Source organism: Vibrio sp. Isolate23 (assembly GCF_022398095.1).
GTDB lineage: Bacteria > Pseudomonadota > Gammaproteobacteria > Enterobacterales > Vibrionaceae > Vibrio > Vibrio coralliilyticus_A.
The window spans coordinates 71,270-90,765 of sequence record NZ_JAKEUV010000005.1 but is presented as its reverse complement, the minus strand read 5'-3'; the positions used below and the strand labels follow the sequence as shown (position 1 = coordinate 90,765).

Genomic DNA, 19,496 nt, shown 5'->3' with positions numbered 1-19,496 from the left:
GCTTTATCTTGTCAAAAAGTAGGGTTTTATTTATCATTTGCCATCAAATAAATACAACTAAATTCGTATTTTGTTAGCCATGCTCTTTAAGCGGAATAACAATAATCCAAAAGGAGCAAATGGGAGAATGTTTGGATGAGCAATGCGCCTTTAAATAACGGTCGCAGACGTTTCTTGACAGCAACAACGGCGGTTGTTGGTGGTCTCGGAGCAGCTGCTGTCGCCGTTCCTTTTATTAAATCTTGGAACCCAAGTGAGAAAGCAAAAGCTGCGGGTGCCCCTGTTGAAGTTGACATAGGTAAACTTGAAGAAGGGCAGATGGTTCGTGTTGAGTGGCGTGGTAAACCTGTCTGGGTTGTCCGCCGAGCACAATCTGTCGTAGATGCGCTGAAAAATATTGACGGTCAACTTCGTGATCCAGCGTCAGGTGAAGAGCAACAGCCAACTTATGCTCAAAACGCCTACCGTTCTATTAAGCCTGAGTACTTTGTCGCTGTAGGTATCTGTACTCACCTAGGGTGTTCGCCGACTTATTTACCGGACAGTTTTAGCGAACAAGTACAAGGTGTTAAATCAGGTTTCTTCTGCCCTTGTCACGGTTCCAAGTTTGATATGGCTGGCCGCGTATTCCAAGGTGTACCAGCCCCACTAAACTTGGTTGTTCCAAAGCACATGTATCTCAGTGATACTAAGATTATCATCGGTGTTGACGAAGAAGGGGAGGCATAATGCAAGCTCTACTTGATTGGGTAGAAAAACGTCTACCCGCAATGAATGCGTATAAGAAACACCTTTCTGAGTACCCGATGCCAAAGAACTTTAACTTTTGGTATCTTTTTGGCTCTCTAGCAATGCTGGTATTGGTTAACCAGATTCTGACAGGTATTTGGCTAACAATGAACTATGTTCCATCTGGTGATGGTGCGTTTGCTTCAATCGAATACATCATGCGTGATGTCGAATACGGTTGGTTATTGCGTTACATGCACTCGACAGGTGCTTCGGCATTCTTTGTCGTGGTTTACCTGCACATGTTCCGCGGTTTAATCTATGGTTCTTACCAGAAGCCTCGTGAGCTACTGTGGATCTTCGGTATGCTTATCTTCTTAGTGTTGATGGCTGAAGCCTTCATGGGCTACCTACTTCCATGGGGTCAGATGTCCTACTGGGGAGCCCAGGTAATCATTTCACTATTTGGTGCGATTCCTGTTATTGGTGACGATTTGACACTATGGATTCGTGGTGACTACGTTATTTCTGGTGCAACGCTGAACCGTTTCTTCGCTTTACACGTTATTGCATTGCCAATCGTACTTCTGCTGCTTATTGTTCTACACGTATTAGCACTACACGAAGTGGGTTCAAACAACCCAGATGGTATCGAAACTAAGCTGCCTAAAGGTACCATGGGCGACGACTACAAGACGCAGTTCAAGTTCCACGATTACTACTCGAAGAAATACGATATCATCGATTCTATTCCGTTCCATCCTTACGGTACGGTTAAAGACATGGTTGGTGTAGCAGGCTTCCTGTTCTTGTTCTGTTACGTGTTGTTCTTTAACCCTGAGATGGGTGGATACTTCCTTGAGCCGCCTAACTTTGAAGCTGCAAACCCACTGAAAACACCAGAGCACATTGCTCCAGTATGGTACTTCACACCTTTCTACGCGATTCTGCGTGCGGTACCTGATAAGTTACTAGGTGTTATCGCGATGGGAGCGTCAATTGTGGTTCTATTCGTTCTGCCTTGGCTGGATCGTTGTAAGGTTCGTTCTTACCGTTACCGTAGTAAATTCCATTTGTTTAATATCATCCAGTTTACGATCAGCTTTATTGCTCTGGGTATTCTTGGTGCGCTTCCTGCCACACCAACGTACACACTGCTAGCTCAGATCTTTAGCTTAGCTTACTTCATGTTCTTCGTACTGCTGTATTTCTACAGTAAGAACGAAGCGACTAAGCCACTACCAGAAAGGGTGACATTCAAATGAAAAAATGGATTGTAATTCTATTTGCAATGCTGCCTTCTCTGGCGATGGCAGCGGGTGCAAACGTACCGCTAGACAAAGCAAACAATGACCTAAGTGATCAAGCATCACTACAAAACGGTGCCAAGCTGTTCATGAACTACTGTTTTGGCTGTCACTCAGCGCAGTATCAACGTTATGAGCGGGTTGCACGTGACATCGGTATTCCGGTTGAACTACTGAAAGAGAACCTGATTTTCGATTCTAATGCGAAAGTCGGTGATTTGATGGAAAACGCAATTCCTGATGAATCCGCAGCCAAGTGGTTTGGTGCTACGCCTCCTGATCTAACTTTGGTTGCTCGTGTTCGTGGCTCTGATTGGCTATACACATACCTGCGTTCTTTCTACGAAGACCCATCTCGCCCGTTTGGTGTGAATAACGTTGTTTTCCCAAGCGTAGGTATGCCGCACGTTCTCGAAGAACTACAAGGGATTCCTAAACCAGTTTACGAGACTAAAATCGTAGAAGGTGAAGAGCATAAAGTTGTTGTTGGTGTTGAAACTGATGGTACTGGTGAATTGAACCAAGAAGAGTACGACGATGCTGTTCGTGATTTGGTGAACTTCCTAGAATACTCTGGTGATCCAGTGAAACTAGAGCGTCATGCATTAGGCTGGTGGGTAATGGCATTCCTCGTTATCTTCACTATTGTGGTTGTTCTGCTTAAGAAAGAGTATTGGCGTGATGTGCACTAATTGTGCTATCATACTGTGCTAATTCCCAATTTTATTGTTGATAATGGAGGCTTAGCCTCCATTATTTTTTATATCTGTAAGTGTGCTGGAGGGCTCCATGGCTGTAGCTGCCAATAAACGTTCTGTGATGACTCTATTTTCAAGTGCATCTGATATGTATAGCCATCAGGTACGTATTGTACTGGCTGAAAAAGGTGTAAGTGTCGAAGTTGAACTGGTTGATGAAGGAAATCTTCCCGCAGAGCTGATTGAGCTAAACCCGTATAAATCAGTACCCACTTTAGTTGATCGTGAGCTAGCGCTTTACGATTCGAAAATCATCATGGAATATCTGGATGAGCGTTTTCCCCATCCTCCATTGATGCCTGTATACCCAGTTGCACGTGGTAACAGCCGTTTGATGATTTACCGTATTGAGAAAAACTGGTACTCACTGGCAGAGAAAGTGGTAAAAGGTAACGTTGAAGAAGCGGAAGCTGCGCGCAACAAACTGCGCAATGATCTGCTGACTCTCGGCCCTGTATTTGCAGAGTTTGAATACTTTATGAGTGAAGAGTTCAGTTTGATCGATTGTTACCTTGCTCCGTTATTGTGGCGCTTGCCTCAGCTAGGTATTGAACTCACTGGCCCAGGTTCGAAAGAGTTGAAAGTGTACATGAACCGCGTATTTGAGCGTGATTCATTCCTAGCTTCACTGACCGAGGCAGAACGTGAAATGCGTCTGAGTCGCTAATTGGAAGCGAAATGGACATTACTAATATGACACCTCGCCGACCTTATATGCTTCGAGCATTTTATGATTGGCTGGTAGATAATGATTTAACACCTCATTTAGTCGTTGAGGCAACCTTGCCTGGTGTTCGTGTTCCTGTTGAGTTTGTTCAGGATGGGCAAATTATTCTCAATATTGCTCCACGGGCAGTAGGTAACCTTGAACTAGGTAATGAAGCGATTACGTTTAGTGCGCGTTTCTCTGGTCGCCCTCACTCCGTTATTGTACCTCTGTATGCGGTCCAAGCCATTTATGCTCGTGAAAACGGTGCAGGGACCATGTTTGAGCCTGAAGAAGCATATATGGATGACTTTGATGGAGGTACATCTGTCGTTGAAGAATTTTCGGAAGAAGATTCAGGTTTGTCTTTGGCTACGGAAGCTTATGAAGAAGAACCCACCCCGGATGACGAGCCACCTAGACCTAAAGGCCGACCAAGCTTAAGAGTCATCAAATGAAAAAAGCAGCGTATTCGCTGCTTTTTTGTCTTTTATGAATTAAATTTTAATTTCCAGTCTGAAATGCTTTGATGACTTGTTTTACACCTGAAATATTACGTGCTACCTCTACAGCCACATCTGCTTGTTCTGGGGATACATAACCAAGTAAAAATACTTCTTTATCCTCGGTAATGACTTTCACTTTTACTCCATTAAGCTCGCTATTTGTCAGTAGTGCTGATTTGACTTTGGTTGTTATCCAGCTGTCGTGACTGATTTGACCAACTGATAGCGGGGCTTTAATTCGCACTTGGTTGTGGACTTTCTTAACACCTTTTAAATCTCTTGTTTTGCTTACAAACTGATTAAGAAGATCTTGGCTACTGGCTTGGCCCATTAATACCACCGTCCCGTCATACGAGCTTGCTGTAATTCTTACTTCTCGCTGAAAAGGTGGTTTGTTTGCAAGGCCGGCAACTTCAAACTCGATATTATTATCATCCCACATTTCTTGGGTTGTTCGGGTATCAGTCACCACATTAACAGTGGTTGCCGCTCCCGCTACAAATAAACCAGCGCATCCAGTGGTGCTAAGCAGCATACAAATGATGACAAAAGTTTTAAGGTGTTTCATAACTTACTCTTCGTGAGCTGGAAATAGGACTTGATCGATAAGATCGCATAAGCAGTGCAGCGTCACCATATGCACCTCATGGATCCTTGCTGTTCTGTGAGATGGAATTCGAATTTCAACATCATTCTCACCTAGTAAGCCGGCCATTTCACCACCGTCTTTTCCTGTGAAAGCAATGATGGTCATATCGCGTGTTACAGCCGCTTCCATGGCCTTAATGATGTTTTTGCTGTTACCACTGGTAGAAATAGCCAACAAAATATCACCGGCTTGTCCAAAAGCTCTAACCTGCTTTGAGAAGATTTCTTCATAATGGTAATCATTGGCGACCGCAGTTAAGGTGGTATTATCCGCAGTGAGGGCCATGGCAGGTAGACTTGGACGCTCCGTCTCAAAGCGGTTTAGCAGGCAAGAAACAAACTGTTGAGCGTTAGAAGAGGAGCCTCCATTACCACAGCATAGAATTTTATTACCATTAAGTAAGCTGGCGACCATTGCCTGAGCTGCATGGGTAATCGCATCGGGCAGGGCCTCTGCGGCTGCAATCTGAATTTGAATACTTTCTGTAAAGCTGTCTTTAATGCTGTCTAGCATCGATTATCCTTGAGTTATTGCGTTTTTTATCCAGTCGATCTGCTTACCTTGCTGGTGCATGGCCACTAAGTCAAATCGAAAATCAGTAGTATGTACGGATTTACCCTGTTTCATCAGCCAAGTGTTTGCAGCGTGAATAAGTTTGTTCATCTTGCATGGGGTGACGGTTTCTGCGGCATGACCGTAACGCTGGTTTGAACGATAACGTACTTCAATGAATACGATAGTCGAACCGTCAAGCATTATAAGATCGAGTTCCCCACCTTTGGAATGGAAGTTTTTACCGATTGGGGAAAGCCCTTGGCGGATCAAATATTGCTCCGCCAAGGCCTCATAATGCTCGCCGCTTTGACGTTTATTTAGCCACGCCATGTTCGGCCCAACTCATCTCACGTTGCACCACACAATCTTTGTTGATACTTAACACTCCAGTATTGCCCTGTAATGTATGCCCATCAACGACCTTCATTTGCGGTAACTGCTCCATCAGTAAGTAGGCGTCCATACCTAAAGCTTGTAAGCGCTTTTCTGCATTAGAATCTTTTGGCCACAGTTGCTCCATCTGGGCTTCAAGTGCTTCATTTGGCTGAATGAGCAGTGGAATATCACTGTACATGACGCCAGAGAGATCTTCATACTGTTGGCGACCGCTATTACTACGAGAGTTAGAAAACAGCTTTGGTGGCACTGTGTCGGGGTTTACAGCCACTTCGATGAATGGTTTGATCAGAGTTAGCTCTGAGCTGCCTGCAACAATGTAAACCGCATCAATATCGCGGCGGCTACGTGGTTGGCTTTCCAAAGGTATCGCCAGCAATGACTCCATTTGGGCAATATGCTGCTGACTCTCTTGTAGGCCAAAGACTTTATTGATATCGCGCTGTAATTGACGCTTATCGCCAAACAGGTTAACGGCAACTTTGTCTTTACCGTATTTCTTCCATTCTTCTTCAAATGCTTCAACAACACGTGTCCCTAATCGACCTTGTGGGGCGAGGATTAGTGGGTAGCGATAACCTTGAGTAAATAAGTGCTTGGCCGCTTGTGCTACCTCTTGATCAGGAGAGAGTGCCAAATAGCAGGTATTGTTGCCAGACTCTAAGTTATCAGGAATATTTAAAGCTAGAGTCGGTAATGGACGAGAGAAGCTTGCTTGAGCTTGCTGGAGCTTTTCAATGTTGCTTTTGATTAGCGGACCGACCACGAAATCGACATTTTTCTCCACTAAAGTCCGCTCAAGTTGTTCAGGTGTTACGGTATTGGTATCAATGACTGTCAGGTTGGCGTTTTCATCGCGTTCAGTGTCATTCATCATTTCCAAAATAAAGCCATCACGAATGAGCTGGGCCTGTTTGGCAAACTTACCAGATAAAGGCAGTAGTAGTGCCGTGCTGACGGGCTTGACCACTTCAAGGTTCAGGATATCGACAATTGCTTGTGGGGTATAGGTAGCCGCTGGGTGGCTTGGATTTTCTGCCAACCACTTTTCCAGTGTATTTTTTAGTTGTGGAATGTTACTGGATAGCGTTTTGGTATAAATAGCCAACTGTAACCAGCCATCAAGCACCTCTTCATCAGCTTCCGCAGAGAGTTCGGTTATCTGATCCTGATTGTATTGGTTGAGGTTGCTCCAAATGTTTTGGGCAATGGCCGTTTGTTTTGCTCTTTCAGCGAACTCAGCAGTCCGAGTCAGCTCACGAGCCGCTTCAAAGTACTGACCTTGTTGAGTCAATAGCTGCGCGCGTAGTTGGTGGTAGTCCTTCCATTGCTCGTCGGCTAAGTCCCATGATGGGTTAAACTTCAGCTGACTAAGTGCTTGCTCATACTGCTCTTGTTTATTCAGTATCTCTGCACGAGCAAGTTGCCACTCAGCTTGCTGTAAATGAGAAAGTTTTTGTCTAGATAAGCGTTTTACTAGCAAATCAGCCTGTGTTAAGTCATCCGATTCTATGGCTGCTTTTAATGCCATTATTAACCAGTCACTCTGAATACTTCCTACGCTGCTGTCTGCCCGCATCAGGTAAGTTTGCATGGATTGGTTCGGATCTAGCGTAATATCAACGTTGGTTGGTGTTGAAGGTGCGGTAGAACAAGCTGCCAGTGTGACAGCAAGGGCTACAGGAGTCAGTAAGCGTGTTACACTGAGTCGCTTTTGGTTTTTCATGGCCATGAGTTATTAACTAATTCCGTATAAAATAGTGTCTATATTAATCGTTGAAGTGATGGTAAACAAATGACAGATAACAAAACCTTACCAACTGAGGTCCCAACTCTCTATATTGTCCCGACTCCAATTGGCAATTTAGGTGATATCACTCAACGTGCGCTCGATGTTTTAACCGGTGTGGATCTCATTGCTGCCGAAGATACGCGTCATACTGGCAAATTGTTGTCTCATTTTGGTATTCCGACAAAAACTTTTGCACTGCATGATCATAATGAACAGCAAAAAGCGCAAGTTCTGGTTGAGAAACTGTTATCTGGGTATTCAATTGCCTTAGTTTCTGATGCTGGAACACCTTTAATCAGTGACCCAGGGTATCACTTGGTTACAAAATGTCGTCAAGCGGGCGTTAAAGTTGTGCCACTTCCTGGTGCTTGTGCAGTGGTGACAGCGTTAAGTGCTTCAGGCTTACCTTCAGACAGATTCAGCTTTGAAGGCTTTTTACCGGCAAAAAGTAAAGGACGTAAAGATAAGTTTCTTGAGATTGCCAAAGCGGAGCGTACTTGCATCTTTTATGAATCTCCGCACCGTATTGTGGATTCTCTACAGGACATGTTAGAGATATTGGGGCCTGAGCGTGAAGTTGTATTAGCTCGTGAGCTGACTAAGACATTCGAAACTATTCACGGATTACCGTTAGGAGAACTAGTGGACTGGGTCAAAGCGGATGAGAATCAACAAAGAGGTGAAATGGCGTTATTGATCCATGGTTATCGCGCGGCCGCAGAAGACACTCTTCCTGAAGAAGCAACTCGGACATTGGCTATCTTAACGAAAGAGCTGCCTTTGAAGAAAGCGGCTGCTATGGCGGCAGAAATCTATAACTTGAAGAAAAACGCCCTGTATAAATGGGGATTAGAACATCTCAATTGAGGCTACAGGTGATTCACACCTTCGCTCGTTTTCTAAGCACTTGCTCTTTGGTTGACGGTTAATCTGTGATCTCGCTAGACACTGAGTAGCAATCTCTATACAATCCGCCTCGGAGTTGACTGGGTAGTCGCTGCTTCATTGATGTCCTTTTAACCTTGTGTTGGGGAGACTGATGAAGGGGAGGAAAGTCCGGGCTCCATAGAGCAGGGTGCCAGGTAACGCCTGGGGGGCGCAAGCCCACGACAAGTGCAGCAGAGAGAAGACCGCCGATGGCTCGTAAGAGTACAGGTAAGGGTGAAAGGGTGCGGTAAGAGCGCACCGGACGACTGGCAACAGTTCGTCGCAAGGTAAACTCCACCCGGAGCAAGACCAAATAGGCTTCCACATTGCGTTGCTCGCGTAAGGAAGCGGGTAGGTTGCTTGAGCCAGTGAGCGATTGCTGGCCTAGACGAATGGCTACCACCGCGCAAGCGGAACAGAACCCGGCTTACATGTCGGCTCCACCTATTCGAGACCCATCGTAACGTCAGCGTTATGATGGGTTTTTTGCTTTTTGTTGACGAAATTAATTCTGCAAGCACTAAACTTAGCGCAATATCACGTGTTCGGAGTTGGGATGGGTGACGATCACCTTCTAAATCAGTACACTGGAAAGTTTGAGCGCGCCTGTGCGAGAGCGAGATAAAAACCATGACCGAAGAATTTAAGCACATTTCTGTATTACTGCATGAGTCTATCGACGGCTTAGCGATTAAGCCTGATGGCACCTACATTGACGGTACATTTGGTCGTGGTGGTCACAGCCGCCAAATTCTTGCGCAGTTGGGTGAAAATGGTCGCCTTTTTAGTATTGATCGCGACCCGCAAGCTATTGCTGAAGCTCAAACGATTGATGACCCTAGATTTACGATTATTCATGGTCCTTTTTCAGGTATGGCTAAGTATGCAGAAGAAAGAGGTTTAGTCGGCCAAGTCGATGGTGTCTTGCTTGATCTTGGTGTTTCCTCACCTCAGCTTGATGATGCCGAACGCGGCTTTAGCTTTATGAAAGATGGCCCGCTGGATATGCGTATGGACCCGACATCGGGTATTCCTGTCTCACAGTGGTTGATGGAAGCCGATCTTGATGACATCACTTGGGTTATTCGTGAGTTTGGTGAAGATAAACATGCTCGCCGCATTGCTAAAGCGATCGTTGCTTACCGTGAGAATGAAGAAAACGAACCGCTGACGCGTACAGGTCAGCTCGCTAAACTTATTTCTGACGCGGCGCCAAAGAGTTTTAAAGAGAAAAAGCACCCCGCCACGCGTTCATTCCAGGCGTTCCGTATTTACATCAACAGTGAGTTGGAAGAAATTGAGACTGCGTTAAAGGGAGCGGCGAGTATCCTAGCCCCTGAAGGCCGCCTATCAGTGATCAGTTTCCATTCACTGGAAGACAGAATGGTGAAGCGTTTCATTCGTAAAGAGAGCAAAGGTCCAGAAGTACCTCATGGAATTCCCATGACAGAAGCTCAGATCAAAGCGCTAGGAAGTGCGAACCTCAAACCTATTGGCAAAGCGATCAAACCTTCGAAACAAGAAATTGATGTAAATACACGCTCTCGCAGTTCAGTACTGCGCATTGCGGAGAAACTCTAGCCCCGATGAGTAAAGCTACGCCTAATCTCGCCAAGCTAATTGCCCTTGACCTATTTACCGTAGGTCGGGTGCCTTTGCTGGTATTGATCATGATCTTCGCATCAGCGATGGGGGTAGTATTTACCACCCATCACACACGTCAAGCGATTACCGAGAAAGATCAGGCTCTACAAGAAAGGGAAAGACTAGACAATGAGTGGCGTAACCTTTTGATTGAAGAAACTGCCTTAGCGGAGCACAGCAGAGTGCAAGAAATTGCTAAAGATGAGTTGCAGATGAAACGTCCAGACTCAGATAAAGAAGTGATTATCGACCTCCCATGAGTAAAACTAAAGTCTCCTCAGCTGCTAAGAAAAAAGCTGTTGCAGAACAGCCGAGCTTGATCCGTTGGCGTTTTTATTTAGTGCTGTTGTTTGTTTTTGGTGCTTTCGCGGCGCTGGTGACAAGAATTGCCTATATTCAAATCGTTGAGCCTGACAACCTTATTCAGCAAGGCGATTTACGTTCCGTTCGCGCGAAGACGATTCATTCTGCGCGAGGGATTATTTCTGATCGTAACGGTGAACCTCTTGCTGTTAGCGTGCCTGTGGAAGCCGTTTGGGCCGATCCCGCAACGATTTTCAAACGTAATGGTTTTGCCAACATGGATCGCTGGTATGCACTGGCCGATGTTCTTGGTCTTGACCGTCAAGACATGATCGACAAAATTCGTAACAATGCATCCCGACGTTTTATCTACCTTCAGCGCCAAGTAAGTCCTGCGATGGCACACTATATTCGTGAGCTTAAGCTTGCTGGTGTGGGGCTGAAAGCAGAATCTCGTCGTTATTACCCCACGGGAGAGGTCAGTGCTCACTTAGTCGGTGTGACAGGGATTGATGGTCATGGTCTAGAAGGGGTTGAACGCAGTTACGATAAATGGCTGACCGGTGAAGCGGGCAAGCGGATCATTCGCAAAGATCGATATGGTCGGGTGGTGGAAAACATTTCTTTGGAAGAGCACGAAGAAGGTAAACCACTGGAGTTAACTATTGATCAGCGTATTCAGGCAATTGCCTATCGATCGATTAAACAGGCGGTAGCGGATTATCGCGCCACATCCGGGACGGCAGTCATATTGGATGTGAAGACGGGGGCTGTATTAGCTATGGTTAATGCGCCATCCTACAACCCGAATAACCGCTCTGATCTCCAGTCCGCTAAAATGCGTAACCGTGCGATTACCGATGCGTTTGAACCCGGCTCAACGGTGAAACCATTTGTTGTATTGGCAGCACTTGAAAATGGGGTCGCGGATAAGGATACGATCATTGATACTGGCAATGGCCTGATGCCGATTGGGGGGCAAAGAGTCCGTGATACCTCCAAAGTCGGTAAGGCTGATTTAACCACTATCTTGAAAAAATCGAGTAATATTGGTGTGGCCAAGCTGGCACTGGATATGCCATTGGAAGCACTGCTTGGTATGTACAGTTCGGTCGGGTTCGGTGAAATGTCCGGACTTAATCTAGTGGGTGAAACTCCGGGTATTTTTCCCAACCGACGCCGTTGGTCCAAGTTTGAAATCGCGACTTTAGCCTTCGGCTATGGTTTGACGATTACGCCTCTTCAGCTTGCGCATGCCTATGCTACGTTAGGTAATTTTGGTAAGTACCAGCCGATCCATATTATTGAAAATAACCAGCAAGATTTATCCCGCCAAGTAATCGATGAAGATGATGCGCATATGGTGCTGAACATGCTAGAGACGGTTACCCAACCTGGCGGTACCGCAACTAAAGCGGCGGTTCCTGGTTATCGTGTTGCAGCCAAAACCGGTACGTCACGCAAGGCGATAGCGGGTGGCTATGGTGACGAGTACTTTGCATATACGGCAGGAGTTGCCCCTGTTAGCAACCCACGAGTCGCTTTAGTCGTAGTTGTCAATGAACCTCAAGGGGACAACTATTATGGGGGCTCTGTTGCTGGTCCTGTATTCTCTGAAATATTGAAAGGAACGCTTCAGATCCTCAATGTCGCTCCTGATGAAAACCGATTTAAAGAAGAATAAGTGAGGCGTTAAATGTCCAAAGAACTCACGCTGGCCAATCTGCTTGCACCTTGGGTTGAACTGTCATCTCAGGACGGTGGCAAGATTGTAATTTCAAAGTTGGAGTTAGACAGCCGTAAAGTGATATCTGGCTCTACATTTGTTGCTATTAAAGGTCATGTTGTTGATGGCAGAAAATTTATCGGCTCTGCTATTGAGCAAGGGGCAAATGCGATCATTGCTGAAGCTGATGAGCGGCAAGTTCATGGCTCTGTTGAGTTTTTGGATGATGTTCCCGTCATATATATCGCGCATTTGACTCGTCATCTGTCTGAACTCGTGAATCGCTTGCTACCGCTTAAACACAATCAATTGATTGCGGTGACAGGGACCAATGGCAAAACGACCATTACTCAGCTGATTGCTCAGTGGTTAGAGTTAACAGGGCGGCGAGCAGCGGTGCTTGGAACAACGGGCAATGGCTTTTTAGACTCATTAGCGCCGACCGCTAATACCACGGGCAATGCGCTTGACATTCAACAAACGCTAGCGGATCTAGAAAGCCAAGGTGCGCAGTATACGGCAATGGAAATCTCATCCCATGGCTTGGTTCAAGACCGTGTCAAAGCACTGAGTTTTGCGGTTGGAGTCTTCTCTAATCTCAGCCGTGATCACCTTGATTACCACGGTACGATGGAAGAATACGCCCGGGCTAAGCTATCTTTATTTACTCATCATGATTGCGCTCACGCTGTGATCAACATTGATGATCCTGTCGGCGCTGCTTGGGCAGAGCAGCTCGAAGGTTGTACTCCGGTTTCTTTATCTCCGATACCAAACGGCAACGGACTCTTTGCCACTGATGTTAAATATTCTGAAGCAGGCATTACGTTGTCGTTTTCTGGGCAGTACGGCGAAGGCCATTTTACGGTGCCACTGATCGGAGCTTTTAATGCCAGTAATGTGTTGGTGGCTTTTGCGGCTTTACTGTCTTTAGGGATTGAGAAACAAGCATTAATGGACTGTGCCAGTCAGCTAAAGCCGGTATTAGGCCGTATGGAACTGTTCCATGCCAAAGGGAAAGCCAAAGTCGTAGTGGATTATGCCCATACGCCTGACGCTTTAGAAAAAGCGCTGTCCGCCTTAAAAGTACATTGCCAAGGGCGACTCTGGGTCATATTTGGCTGTGGAGGGGATAGAGATACAGGTAAACGCCCGATGATGGCGTCTATTGGTGAAGCTTTAGCCGACGTGGTCATCTTAACGGATGATAATCCCCGTAGCGAATCGCCTTCAGCAATAGTAGAAGATATGCTGGCGGGTATGGTTTCACCTGATGGTGCGACTATTGAACATGACCGTTATAAAGCATTAGCGCATGCTTTGCAGAATAGTGAGGCAGAGGACATTATTTTGCTTGCTGGCAAAGGCCATGAAGATTATCAGGTGCTGGCGAATGAAACGGTTTACTATTCCGATCGCGAGTCTGCTGAGCAACTTCTGGAGCTATAACACTATGATTACTTTGATGCTATCTCAGCTTGTTGATGTGCTTGATGCTCAACTTATCGGTAATGATACCGCTATTCATTCCGTTTCTACTGATACTAGGACCATTGAGTCAGACTCTTTGTTTGTGGCGCTGGTTGGCGAAAAGTTTGATGCTCATAACTTTGTCCAGCAAGCGGTTGAATCGGGTGCCAGTGCTTTATTGGTCAGTAAAGCGGTGGATGTTCAAATACCACAGTTATTAGTGGAAGATACTAAAGCTGCGCTGGGTAAATTAGGTCAATTTGTTCATCAAGTCTGTCAGACACCGACTGTTGCGATTACGGGTAGCTGCGGTAAAACGACGGTTAAAGAAATGGTTGCGAGCATTATGGTGCAAAAAGGCCAAGTGCTGTATACCGCAGGCAATTTTAACAATGATATTGGCGTGCCACTCACTTTACTGCGTTCTCAGCCGGAAGATGATTTTGCCGTGATTGAGCTGGGCGCGAATCACATCGGTGAAATTGCTTATACCACACGACTTGTCAATCCTGATGTTGCATTGGTCAACAATGTTGCTGCTGCTCACTTAGAAGGCTTTGGTTCAATGGACGGAGTCAAGCAAGCGAAAGGTGAAATTTATCAAGGCCTAAAACCGAGGGCGGTCGCGATTGTCAATTTAGACAGCAATGGCGGTCACTACTGGCAGGAAGTGTTATCTGACAAAACGGTGAAGACATTCTCACTGTCTGATAACAGTGCAGAATATAAAGCGCGTAATGTAATAATGAGCGAAAATGGTAAGGCATCTTTTACCATTGATACTCCGCATACATCATTGAATGTTAAGCTCGGTATTATTGGGCAACACAATGTGGCCAATGCGCTTGCCGCAACAGCTTTAGCAATGGAGCTTGGGGCTACGCCAGAAATGATCGTGTCTGGCCTTGCTAACTTATCAAAAGTGAAAGGCCGAGTTGAAACTGTCGAACTAACCGATAGCATAAGGTTGATTGATGACAGTTATAATGCCAGTGTTCCTGCTATGAAAGCGGCTGCAGACTTATTAAGCAGCTTTGATGGTATACGCTGGTTGATTGTGGGTAATATGGCTGAGTTAGGTGAGGAAAGTCTTGCACTTCATCGTCAAGTCGGTGAACATGCGGCCCCATTTAAATTTGAACACGTGCTTACTTATGGCGCTGACGCCAAAGCGATCAGTGACGTTTGTCAAGGAAAGCACTTTGATACTCATGACAGCATGATTGAGTTTATTAAGCAGCAGCTCAACCTGAATACAGGCTCTCAAACATTACTTGTTAAAGGAGCAAACAGTGCAGGAATGGGCAAGATCGCCGCTGCTTTAAAGGAGATGTATACATGATCATTTGGCTTGCAGAGCTTCTACAGCCATACTTTTCATTCTTCCGTTTATTCGAATACTTATCGTTTCGTGCCATTGTTAGTGTCTTGACAGCATTAGGTATCTCGCTCTGGATGGGGCCGCTTATGATCCGCCGTTTGCAGATGTTGCAAATTGGCCAGGTAGTTCGTAACGAAGGTCCCGAGTCACACTTTAGTAAACGTGGTACCCCAACGATGGGGGGAGTCATGATCTTGACTGCGATAACGACTACCGTTCTCCTTTGGACTGATCTCTCTAACCCATATGTATGGGCTGTGCTCGCGGTTTTAATTGGCTATGGTGCCGTCGGTTTTGTTGATGATTATCGTAAAGTGGTGCGTAAAAATACTGATGGTCTTATTGCTCGTTGGAAGTATTTTTGGCAGTCAGCAATTGCTTTGGTGGTTGCTTTTGCATTGTATGCGTACGGCAAAGATACGACGGCCACCCAGCTTGTTGTCCCTTTCTTTAAAGACATCATGCCCCAGTTAGGTTTGATGTATATCGTACTGACTTACTTTGTGATTGTAGGGACGAGTAATGCCGTAAACCTGACCGATGGTTTGGATGGTTTGGCTATTATGCCAACAGTATTAGTGGCAGCAGGATTTGCCGCAATTGCCTGGGCAACAGGTAACGTTAACTTTGCGAATTATCTGCATATTCCCTATGTTCCTCATGCGTCAGAGCTTGTGGTGGTATGTACTGCTATTGTCGGTGCAGGTTTAGGCTTTCTTTGGTTCAATACCTATCCAGCACAAGTCTTTATGGGTGATGTGGGGTCATTGGCTCTGGGGGGCGCTTTAGGGACTATCGCGGTCCTTGTACGACAAGAGTTCGTTTTAGTGATCATGGGCGGTGTGTTTGTAATGGAGACACTGTCAGTGATTTTACAGGTTGGTTCATACAAGTTGCGTGGTCAACGCATTTTCCGTATGGCGCCGATTCATCATCACTATGAATTGAAAGGATGGCCAGAGCCTCGTGTGATTGTTCGCTTTTGGATCATATCAATTGTTCTGGTTCTTGTTGGCTTAGCAACACTGAAAGTACGTTAAGGAAAATCAACTTGACTATGGAACGCTGGCAAAACATAGAGAGTGTTGTGGTGGTAGGGCTCGGTATTACCGGGCTCTCAGTCGTTAAGTACTTAGCGAACTTGCCATATAACTTAACTATTCGTGTTATCGACACTCGAGATAATCCCCCAGGTAGAGAAGCGCTGCCTAAGCAAGTGGAGTTGCATTCTGGTGGCTGGCGCTTAGATTGGTTATCCGCAGCAGACTTGATAGTTGCTAACCCTGGGATTGCATTAGCGACTCCGGAATTAAAGCAAGCAAGAGAGGCCGGTATTCCAATTGTCGGCGATATCGAATTATTTGCATGGCAGGTGGAAAAGCCAGTCGTCGCAATCACTGGTTCAAACGGTAAGAGCACAGTGACCGACTTGATGGGGGTTGTTGCCAATGCTGCCGGTGTTAAGACCGTGATTGGTGGCAATATAGGGGTTCCTGCATTGGATTTATTGGAGCAAAAAGCCGAGCTATATGTACTCGAATTATCGAGTTTTCAGTTAGAAACCACGTCGAGCCTTAATCTTAAAGCGGCTGCATTTTTAAATTTATCTGAAGATCATATGGATCGCTATGATGATATGAGTTGTTATCGTCAGGCTAAGCTTCGTATTTTTGAGCATGCACAGGCGTGTATTGTCAATGCGGATGATCCTACGACCTATCCTGACCAGGTCAATTTTCCTCTGATTGAGTTTAGCTTGGATAAAGCCTGTGATTTCCACCTCCAAACATTGGGTGGACGAGAGTACCTGTCTCACCGGGAGCGGAGTTTACTGGCTGCTGATGAGCTGAGCTTAGTCGGAAGACATAATGTCGCTAATGTTTTGGTTGTACTAGCGCTACTTACTCAGGTAGGCATTGATGTATCTCTTGGGCTTGAGGCGCTGAAATCTTACAACGGGCTGACACATCGATGTCAGGTGGTTGTGGATAATCAAGGCGTTAAGTGGGTAAACGACTCCAAAGCGACCAATGTAGCTAGCACCCTAGCGGCACTCTCAGGGTTATCACTTACTGGTAAGTTGTATCTATTAGTGGGAGGCGATGGGAAAGGTGCGGACTTTTCTGAATTGCAACCTGCACTCAGTCAGCTAAATGTTCAGCTCTGTTGTTATGGTGCTGATGGTGATAAGTTTCTCCCTCTACACCCAGAGGCAAAACGTTTTGAGACGCTTGATGACATTGTTCGATGGGTGAGCTCACAAGTTGAGTCGGGAGATATGGTTATGCTGTCTCCGGCTTGTGCGAGTTTTGACCAATTTAAGAACTTTATGGCTCGCGGTGATGCTTTTACCGCTCTAGCCAAACAATACGCATAGTGAAGCGACTTGGATGCAGATACGCCACTTTTTCTTGAAGACTCAACGCTGGCTGACCACTTCGTCACCGGAAGTTTTGTTCGATCGTCAACTAGTGTGGATTTCTCTCGGTCTGATGCTAACTGGCCTAGTAATGGTGACATCAGCGTCATTTCCGATCAGTTCTCGTTTAACGGATCAGCCTTTCCACTTTATGTTTCGCCATGCTGTTTTTTTGGTGTTGGCATTATCAACCGCTAGTGTCATTTTACAGGTGCCACTGAAGAAATGGTCGGAATACAGTACATTGTTGCTAGGGTTATCCTTTTTTCTCCTGGTGGTTGTGCTCGTCGCAGGCAAATCAGTTAACGGTGCTTCTCGCTGGATCCCCCTTGGTTTGTTCAACCTTCAACCTGCAGAAGTGGCTAAGCTATCGCTGTTCATTTTTATGTCGGGTTACTTGGTCCGAAAACATGAAGAAGTGAGATCGAGCTTCTTTGGTGGTTTTATCAAACCCATCATGGTGTTTGGCACCTTAGCAAGTTTGCTGCTGCTTCAGCCTGATCTCGGGACAGTCATCGTAATGCTTGTCACCTTGTTTGGCATGTTGTTTATTGCTGGGGCAAAGCTCACTCAGTTTCTAGCTTTGATGGTGGTGGGGATCGCTTCTGTCGTGGGCTTAATTCTGATTGAACCCTACCGAATGCGTCGAGTCACTTCCTTCTTAGACCCTTGGGAAGACCCGTTTGGTAGTGGCTATCAGCTGACTCAGTCTTTAATGGCCTTTGGCCGAGGTGAGTGGTTTGGCCAAGGTTTAGGAAACTCTATTCAAAAATTAGAATATTTACCTGAAGCGCATACGGATTTTGTATTTGCAGTATTAGCTGAAGAGCTAGGCTTTATTGGTGTAGTTCTGGTGTTAATGCTGATTTTTAGCCTCGTTGTCAAAGCGATACTGATTGGTCGTAGAGCTTTCGATAGTGATTTATTGTTTGGTGGGTATCTCGCCTTCGGTATTGGGATCTGGTTTGCTTTTCAGACATTGGTTAATGTTGGGGCAGCAGCTGGTATGGTGCCAACGAAAGGGCTGACACTGCCTTTGATCAGTTATGGTGGTTCGAGCTTGATAGTTATGTCGACTGCGGTAGCAATATTACTTCGCATTGATCATGAGTGTCGGCTTATTGCTTTGAATAGCGAGCCGAAACAGAAAGAAGAAAATGAAAAAGAATAAAAGATTGATGGTGATGGCTGGAGGCACTGGCGGTCATGTTTTTCCAGGTCTAGCGGTTGCAAAAAAACTACAGCAGCAAGGGTGGGAAATTCGTTGGCTCGGAACCTCTGATCGTATGGAAGCGGAATTGGTACCTAAGCACGGAATTGATATTGACTTTATTAAAGTCAAGGGGCTACGAGGTCAGGGACTGTCACGTATGATTAAAGCCCCTTTTCAAATCTTGAATGCCATACTGCAAGCAAAAAACCACATGCAACGCTGGCAGCCTGACGTTGTACTTGGTATGGGGGGGTATGTCAGTGGCCCAGGTGGTGTTGCTGCGAAGATGTTAGGTATTCCGGTCGTTTTACATGAGCAGAACGCTGTTGCAGGGTTAACTAACCAGTGGCTATCACGCATTGCGTCTAAAGTATTCCAAGCTTTTCCCGGAGCTTTCCCCAATGCCGAAGTTGTGGGTAACCCCGTTCGCCAAGATGTAGTGGCATTACCTAGCCCAGAGCATAGGATGTCAGAGCGAAGTGGTAAAATCCGGATTCTGGTTATGGGAGGCAGCCAAGGCGCGCAAATTCTCAATCGCACTATGCCTGAAGTGATGTCAAAACTTGGGGCTGAGTACGAAATTCGCCACCAAGCGGGTAAAAATAATCAGGTAGAAGTGGCAACGGCCTATGAGGCGCTTAACGTCACAGACGTACAAGCAACGGAGTTTATTGATGACGTTGCTGAAGCTTATGCGTGGGCTGACTTGTTAGTTTGTCGCTCTGGCGCTTTAACTGTCTCCGAAGTCTCGGCTGCTGGTGTCGGGGCTGTGTTTATTCCGTTTATGCACAAAGACAGGCAGCAAGCACTAAACGCTGATCATTTGGTTGAATGTGGTGCTGCAAAAATGATTGAGCAACCTGAGCTTACCGTCGAGAAATTAACCGAACAGATCCAGCGATTAGATCGCCAACAACTGCTTGATATGGCCAAAAGTGCTCGAGAAGCTGCCAAGCTGGATGCAGATACCAAAGTGGCTGATGCCATTATTGCGCTAACGAATTAACGAGAAATA

Annotated in this window: 19 protein-coding genes and 1 other RNA gene; 16 read left to right on the top strand and 4 right to left on the bottom strand. The window is 45.9% G+C overall.

Annotation, left to right across the window (positions count from 1 at the left end; all coding sequences use genetic code 11):
- The first annotated feature begins 135 nt into the window (after positions 1 to 135).
- The 5 genes from petA (at position 136) to sspB (ending at position 3,958) form a co-directional block, all read left to right on the top strand.
- Positions 136 to 729, top strand: a complete 594-nt coding sequence (gene petA / locus L1D31_RS14065; protein ID WP_239837726.1) for a ubiquinol-cytochrome c reductase iron-sulfur subunit — start codon at positions 136 to 138, stop codon at positions 727 to 729.
- Positions 729 to 1,994 (top strand): cytochrome bc complex cytochrome b subunit, encoded by a 1,266-nt coding sequence (locus L1D31_RS14060; protein WP_239837725.1) that lies wholly within the window; start codon positions 729 to 731, stop codon positions 1,992 to 1,994. The genes petA and L1D31_RS14060 overlap by 1 nt, the downstream gene beginning before the upstream one ends.
- On the top strand, positions 1,991 to 2,728 hold the full coding sequence (locus L1D31_RS14055) for a cytochrome c1 (protein ID WP_239837724.1): 738 nt from the start codon (positions 1,991 to 1,993) through the stop codon (positions 2,726 to 2,728). The genes L1D31_RS14060 and L1D31_RS14055 overlap by 4 nt, the downstream gene beginning before the upstream one ends.
- Positions 2,729 to 2,825: 97 nt before the next feature.
- Entirely contained in the window at positions 2,826 to 3,461 is a 636-nt protein-coding gene (gene sspA, locus L1D31_RS14050) for a stringent starvation protein SspA (RefSeq protein WP_239837723.1), read from the top strand.
- Between the two features lie 11 nt (positions 3,462 to 3,472).
- Positions 3,473 to 3,958, top strand: a complete 486-nt coding sequence (gene sspB, locus L1D31_RS14045; protein WP_239837722.1) for a ClpXP protease specificity-enhancing factor — start codon at positions 3,473 to 3,475, stop codon at positions 3,956 to 3,958.
- Between the two features lie 46 nt (positions 3,959 to 4,004).
- Here the strand turns inward: sspB and L1D31_RS14040 are convergent, their stop codons facing one another.
- Genes L1D31_RS14040 through L1D31_RS14025 form a run of 4 tightly spaced genes read right to left on the bottom strand, consistent with a single transcriptional unit; the run spans position 4,005 to position 7,338 of the window.
- On the bottom strand, positions 4,005 to 4,574 hold the full coding sequence (locus L1D31_RS14040; RefSeq protein ID WP_239837721.1) for a BON domain-containing protein: 570 nt from the start codon (positions 4,572 to 4,574) through the stop codon (positions 4,005 to 4,007).
- Positions 4,575 to 4,577: 3 nt separating this feature from the next.
- On the bottom strand, positions 4,578 to 5,168 hold the full coding sequence (locus tag L1D31_RS14035; protein WP_045976171.1) for a phosphoheptose isomerase: 591 nt from the start codon (positions 5,166 to 5,168) through the stop codon (positions 4,578 to 4,580).
- Between the two features lie 3 nt (positions 5,169 to 5,171).
- Positions 5,172 to 5,540, bottom strand: coding sequence for a YraN family protein (locus tag L1D31_RS14030; RefSeq protein ID WP_239837720.1), 369 nt, complete (start codon positions 5,538 to 5,540; stop codon positions 5,172 to 5,174).
- Complete coding sequence (locus tag L1D31_RS14025; RefSeq protein WP_239837719.1) at positions 5,524 to 7,338, bottom strand: penicillin-binding protein activator; 1,815 nt, start codon at positions 7,336 to 7,338, stop codon at positions 5,524 to 5,526. The genes L1D31_RS14030 and L1D31_RS14025 overlap by 17 nt, the downstream gene beginning before the upstream one ends.
- 63 nt (positions 7,339 to 7,401) lie before the next feature.
- On the opposite strand from L1D31_RS14025, the gene rsmI reads away from it, so the two are divergent.
- From rsmI to murG, 11 genes are all read left to right on the top strand, one after another.
- Positions 7,402 to 8,265, top strand: a complete 864-nt coding sequence (gene rsmI, locus L1D31_RS14020) for a 16S rRNA (cytidine(1402)-2'-O)-methyltransferase (RefSeq protein ID WP_239837718.1) — start codon at positions 7,402 to 7,404, stop codon at positions 8,263 to 8,265.
- A gap of 111 nt (positions 8,266 to 8,376) precedes the next feature.
- An RNA gene (rnpB, locus tag L1D31_RS14015) (RNase P RNA component class A) lies at positions 8,377 to 8,771 on the top strand.
- Positions 8,772 to 8,955: 184 nt separating this feature from the next.
- A complete protein-coding gene (gene rsmH / locus L1D31_RS14010; protein ID WP_239837717.1) occupies positions 8,956 to 9,906 on the top strand; it encodes a 16S rRNA (cytosine(1402)-N(4))-methyltransferase RsmH in 951 nt (316 codons plus the stop codon).
- Between the two features lie 5 nt (positions 9,907 to 9,911).
- On the top strand, positions 9,912 to 10,229 hold the full coding sequence (gene ftsL / locus L1D31_RS14005) for a cell division protein FtsL (RefSeq protein WP_239837716.1): 318 nt from the start codon (positions 9,912 to 9,914) through the stop codon (positions 10,227 to 10,229).
- Entirely contained in the window at positions 10,226 to 11,956 is a 1,731-nt protein-coding gene (locus L1D31_RS14000) for a penicillin-binding transpeptidase domain-containing protein (RefSeq protein ID WP_239837715.1), read from the top strand. The genes ftsL and L1D31_RS14000 overlap by 4 nt, the downstream gene beginning before the upstream one ends.
- A 12-nt stretch (positions 11,957 to 11,968) precedes the next feature.
- Entirely contained in the window at positions 11,969 to 13,447 is a 1,479-nt protein-coding gene (gene murE / locus L1D31_RS13995) for a UDP-N-acetylmuramoyl-L-alanyl-D-glutamate--2,6-diaminopimelate ligase (protein ID WP_239837714.1), read from the top strand.
- Positions 13,448 to 13,451: 4 nt separating this feature from the next.
- On the top strand, positions 13,452 to 14,810 hold the full coding sequence (gene murF, locus L1D31_RS13990; RefSeq protein WP_239837856.1) for a UDP-N-acetylmuramoyl-tripeptide--D-alanyl-D-alanine ligase: 1,359 nt from the start codon (positions 13,452 to 13,454) through the stop codon (positions 14,808 to 14,810).
- A complete protein-coding gene (gene mraY, locus L1D31_RS13985) occupies positions 14,807 to 15,889 on the top strand; it encodes a phospho-N-acetylmuramoyl-pentapeptide-transferase (protein ID WP_239837713.1) in 1,083 nt (360 codons plus the stop codon). Before murF ends, mraY begins: the two co-directional genes overlap by 4 nt.
- Positions 15,890 to 15,906: 17 nt before the next feature.
- Positions 15,907 to 17,226, top strand: coding sequence for a UDP-N-acetylmuramoyl-L-alanine--D-glutamate ligase (gene murD, locus L1D31_RS13980; protein ID WP_239837712.1), 1,320 nt, complete (start codon positions 15,907 to 15,909; stop codon positions 17,224 to 17,226).
- Between the two features lie 13 nt (positions 17,227 to 17,239).
- Positions 17,240 to 18,439 carry a cell division protein FtsW gene (ftsW, locus tag L1D31_RS13975; RefSeq protein ID WP_239837711.1) on the top strand — a complete coding sequence of 400 codons (1,200 nt, stop codon included), beginning with the start codon at positions 17,240 to 17,242 and terminating at the stop codon, positions 18,437 to 18,439.
- The gene (gene murG, locus L1D31_RS13970; protein ID WP_239837710.1) at positions 18,426 to 19,487 is read left to right on the top strand and encodes an undecaprenyldiphospho-muramoylpentapeptide beta-N-acetylglucosaminyltransferase; all 1,062 of its coding nucleotides are present in this window, start codon (positions 18,426 to 18,428) and stop codon (positions 19,485 to 19,487) included. Before ftsW ends, murG begins: the two co-directional genes overlap by 14 nt.
- Positions 19,488 to 19,496 lie beyond the last annotated feature (9 nt).

Excerpts from the sequence above, each read along its gene's own strand:
- petA (WP_239837726.1), top strand. The coding sequence starts at position 136 with ATGAGCAATGCGCCTTTAAATAACGGTCGCAGACGTTTCTTGACAGCA.
- L1D31_RS14060 (WP_239837725.1), top strand. The coding sequence starts at position 729 with ATGCAAGCTCTACTTGATTGGGTAGAAAAACGTCTACCCGCAATGAAT.
- L1D31_RS14055 (WP_239837724.1), top strand. The coding sequence starts at position 1,991 with ATGAAAAAATGGATTGTAATTCTATTTGCAATGCTGCCTTCTCTGGCG.
- sspA (WP_239837723.1), top strand. The coding sequence starts at position 2,826 with ATGGCTGTAGCTGCCAATAAACGTTCTGTGATGACTCTATTTTCAAGT.
- sspB (WP_239837722.1), top strand. The coding sequence starts at position 3,473 with ATGGACATTACTAATATGACACCTCGCCGACCTTATATGCTTCGAGCA.
- L1D31_RS14040 (WP_239837721.1), bottom strand. The coding sequence starts at position 4,574 with ATGAAACACCTTAAAACTTTTGTCATCATTTGTATGCTGCTTAGCACC.
- L1D31_RS14035 (WP_045976171.1), bottom strand. The coding sequence starts at position 5,168 with ATGCTAGACAGCATTAAAGACAGCTTTACAGAAAGTATTCAAATTCAG.
- L1D31_RS14030 (WP_239837720.1), bottom strand. The coding sequence starts at position 5,540 with ATGGCGTGGCTAAATAAACGTCAAAGCGGCGAGCATTATGAGGCCTTG.
- L1D31_RS14025 (WP_239837719.1), bottom strand. The coding sequence starts at position 7,338 with ATGGCCATGAAAAACCAAAAGCGACTCAGTGTAACACGCTTACTGACT.
- rsmI (WP_239837718.1), top strand. The coding sequence starts at position 7,402 with ATGACAGATAACAAAACCTTACCAACTGAGGTCCCAACTCTCTATATT.
- rsmH (WP_239837717.1), top strand. The coding sequence starts at position 8,956 with ATGACCGAAGAATTTAAGCACATTTCTGTATTACTGCATGAGTCTATC.
- ftsL (WP_239837716.1), top strand. The coding sequence starts at position 9,912 with ATGAGTAAAGCTACGCCTAATCTCGCCAAGCTAATTGCCCTTGACCTA.
- L1D31_RS14000 (WP_239837715.1), top strand. The coding sequence starts at position 10,226 with ATGAGTAAAACTAAAGTCTCCTCAGCTGCTAAGAAAAAAGCTGTTGCA.
- murE (WP_239837714.1), top strand. The coding sequence starts at position 11,969 with ATGTCCAAAGAACTCACGCTGGCCAATCTGCTTGCACCTTGGGTTGAA.
- murF (WP_239837856.1), top strand. The coding sequence starts at position 13,452 with ATGATTACTTTGATGCTATCTCAGCTTGTTGATGTGCTTGATGCTCAA.
- mraY (WP_239837713.1), top strand. The coding sequence starts at position 14,807 with ATGATCATTTGGCTTGCAGAGCTTCTACAGCCATACTTTTCATTCTTC.
- murD (WP_239837712.1), top strand. The coding sequence starts at position 15,907 with ATGGAACGCTGGCAAAACATAGAGAGTGTTGTGGTGGTAGGGCTCGGT.
- ftsW (WP_239837711.1), top strand. The coding sequence starts at position 17,240 with ATGCAGATACGCCACTTTTTCTTGAAGACTCAACGCTGGCTGACCACT.
- murG (WP_239837710.1), top strand. The coding sequence starts at position 18,426 with ATGAAAAAGAATAAAAGATTGATGGTGATGGCTGGAGGCACTGGCGGT.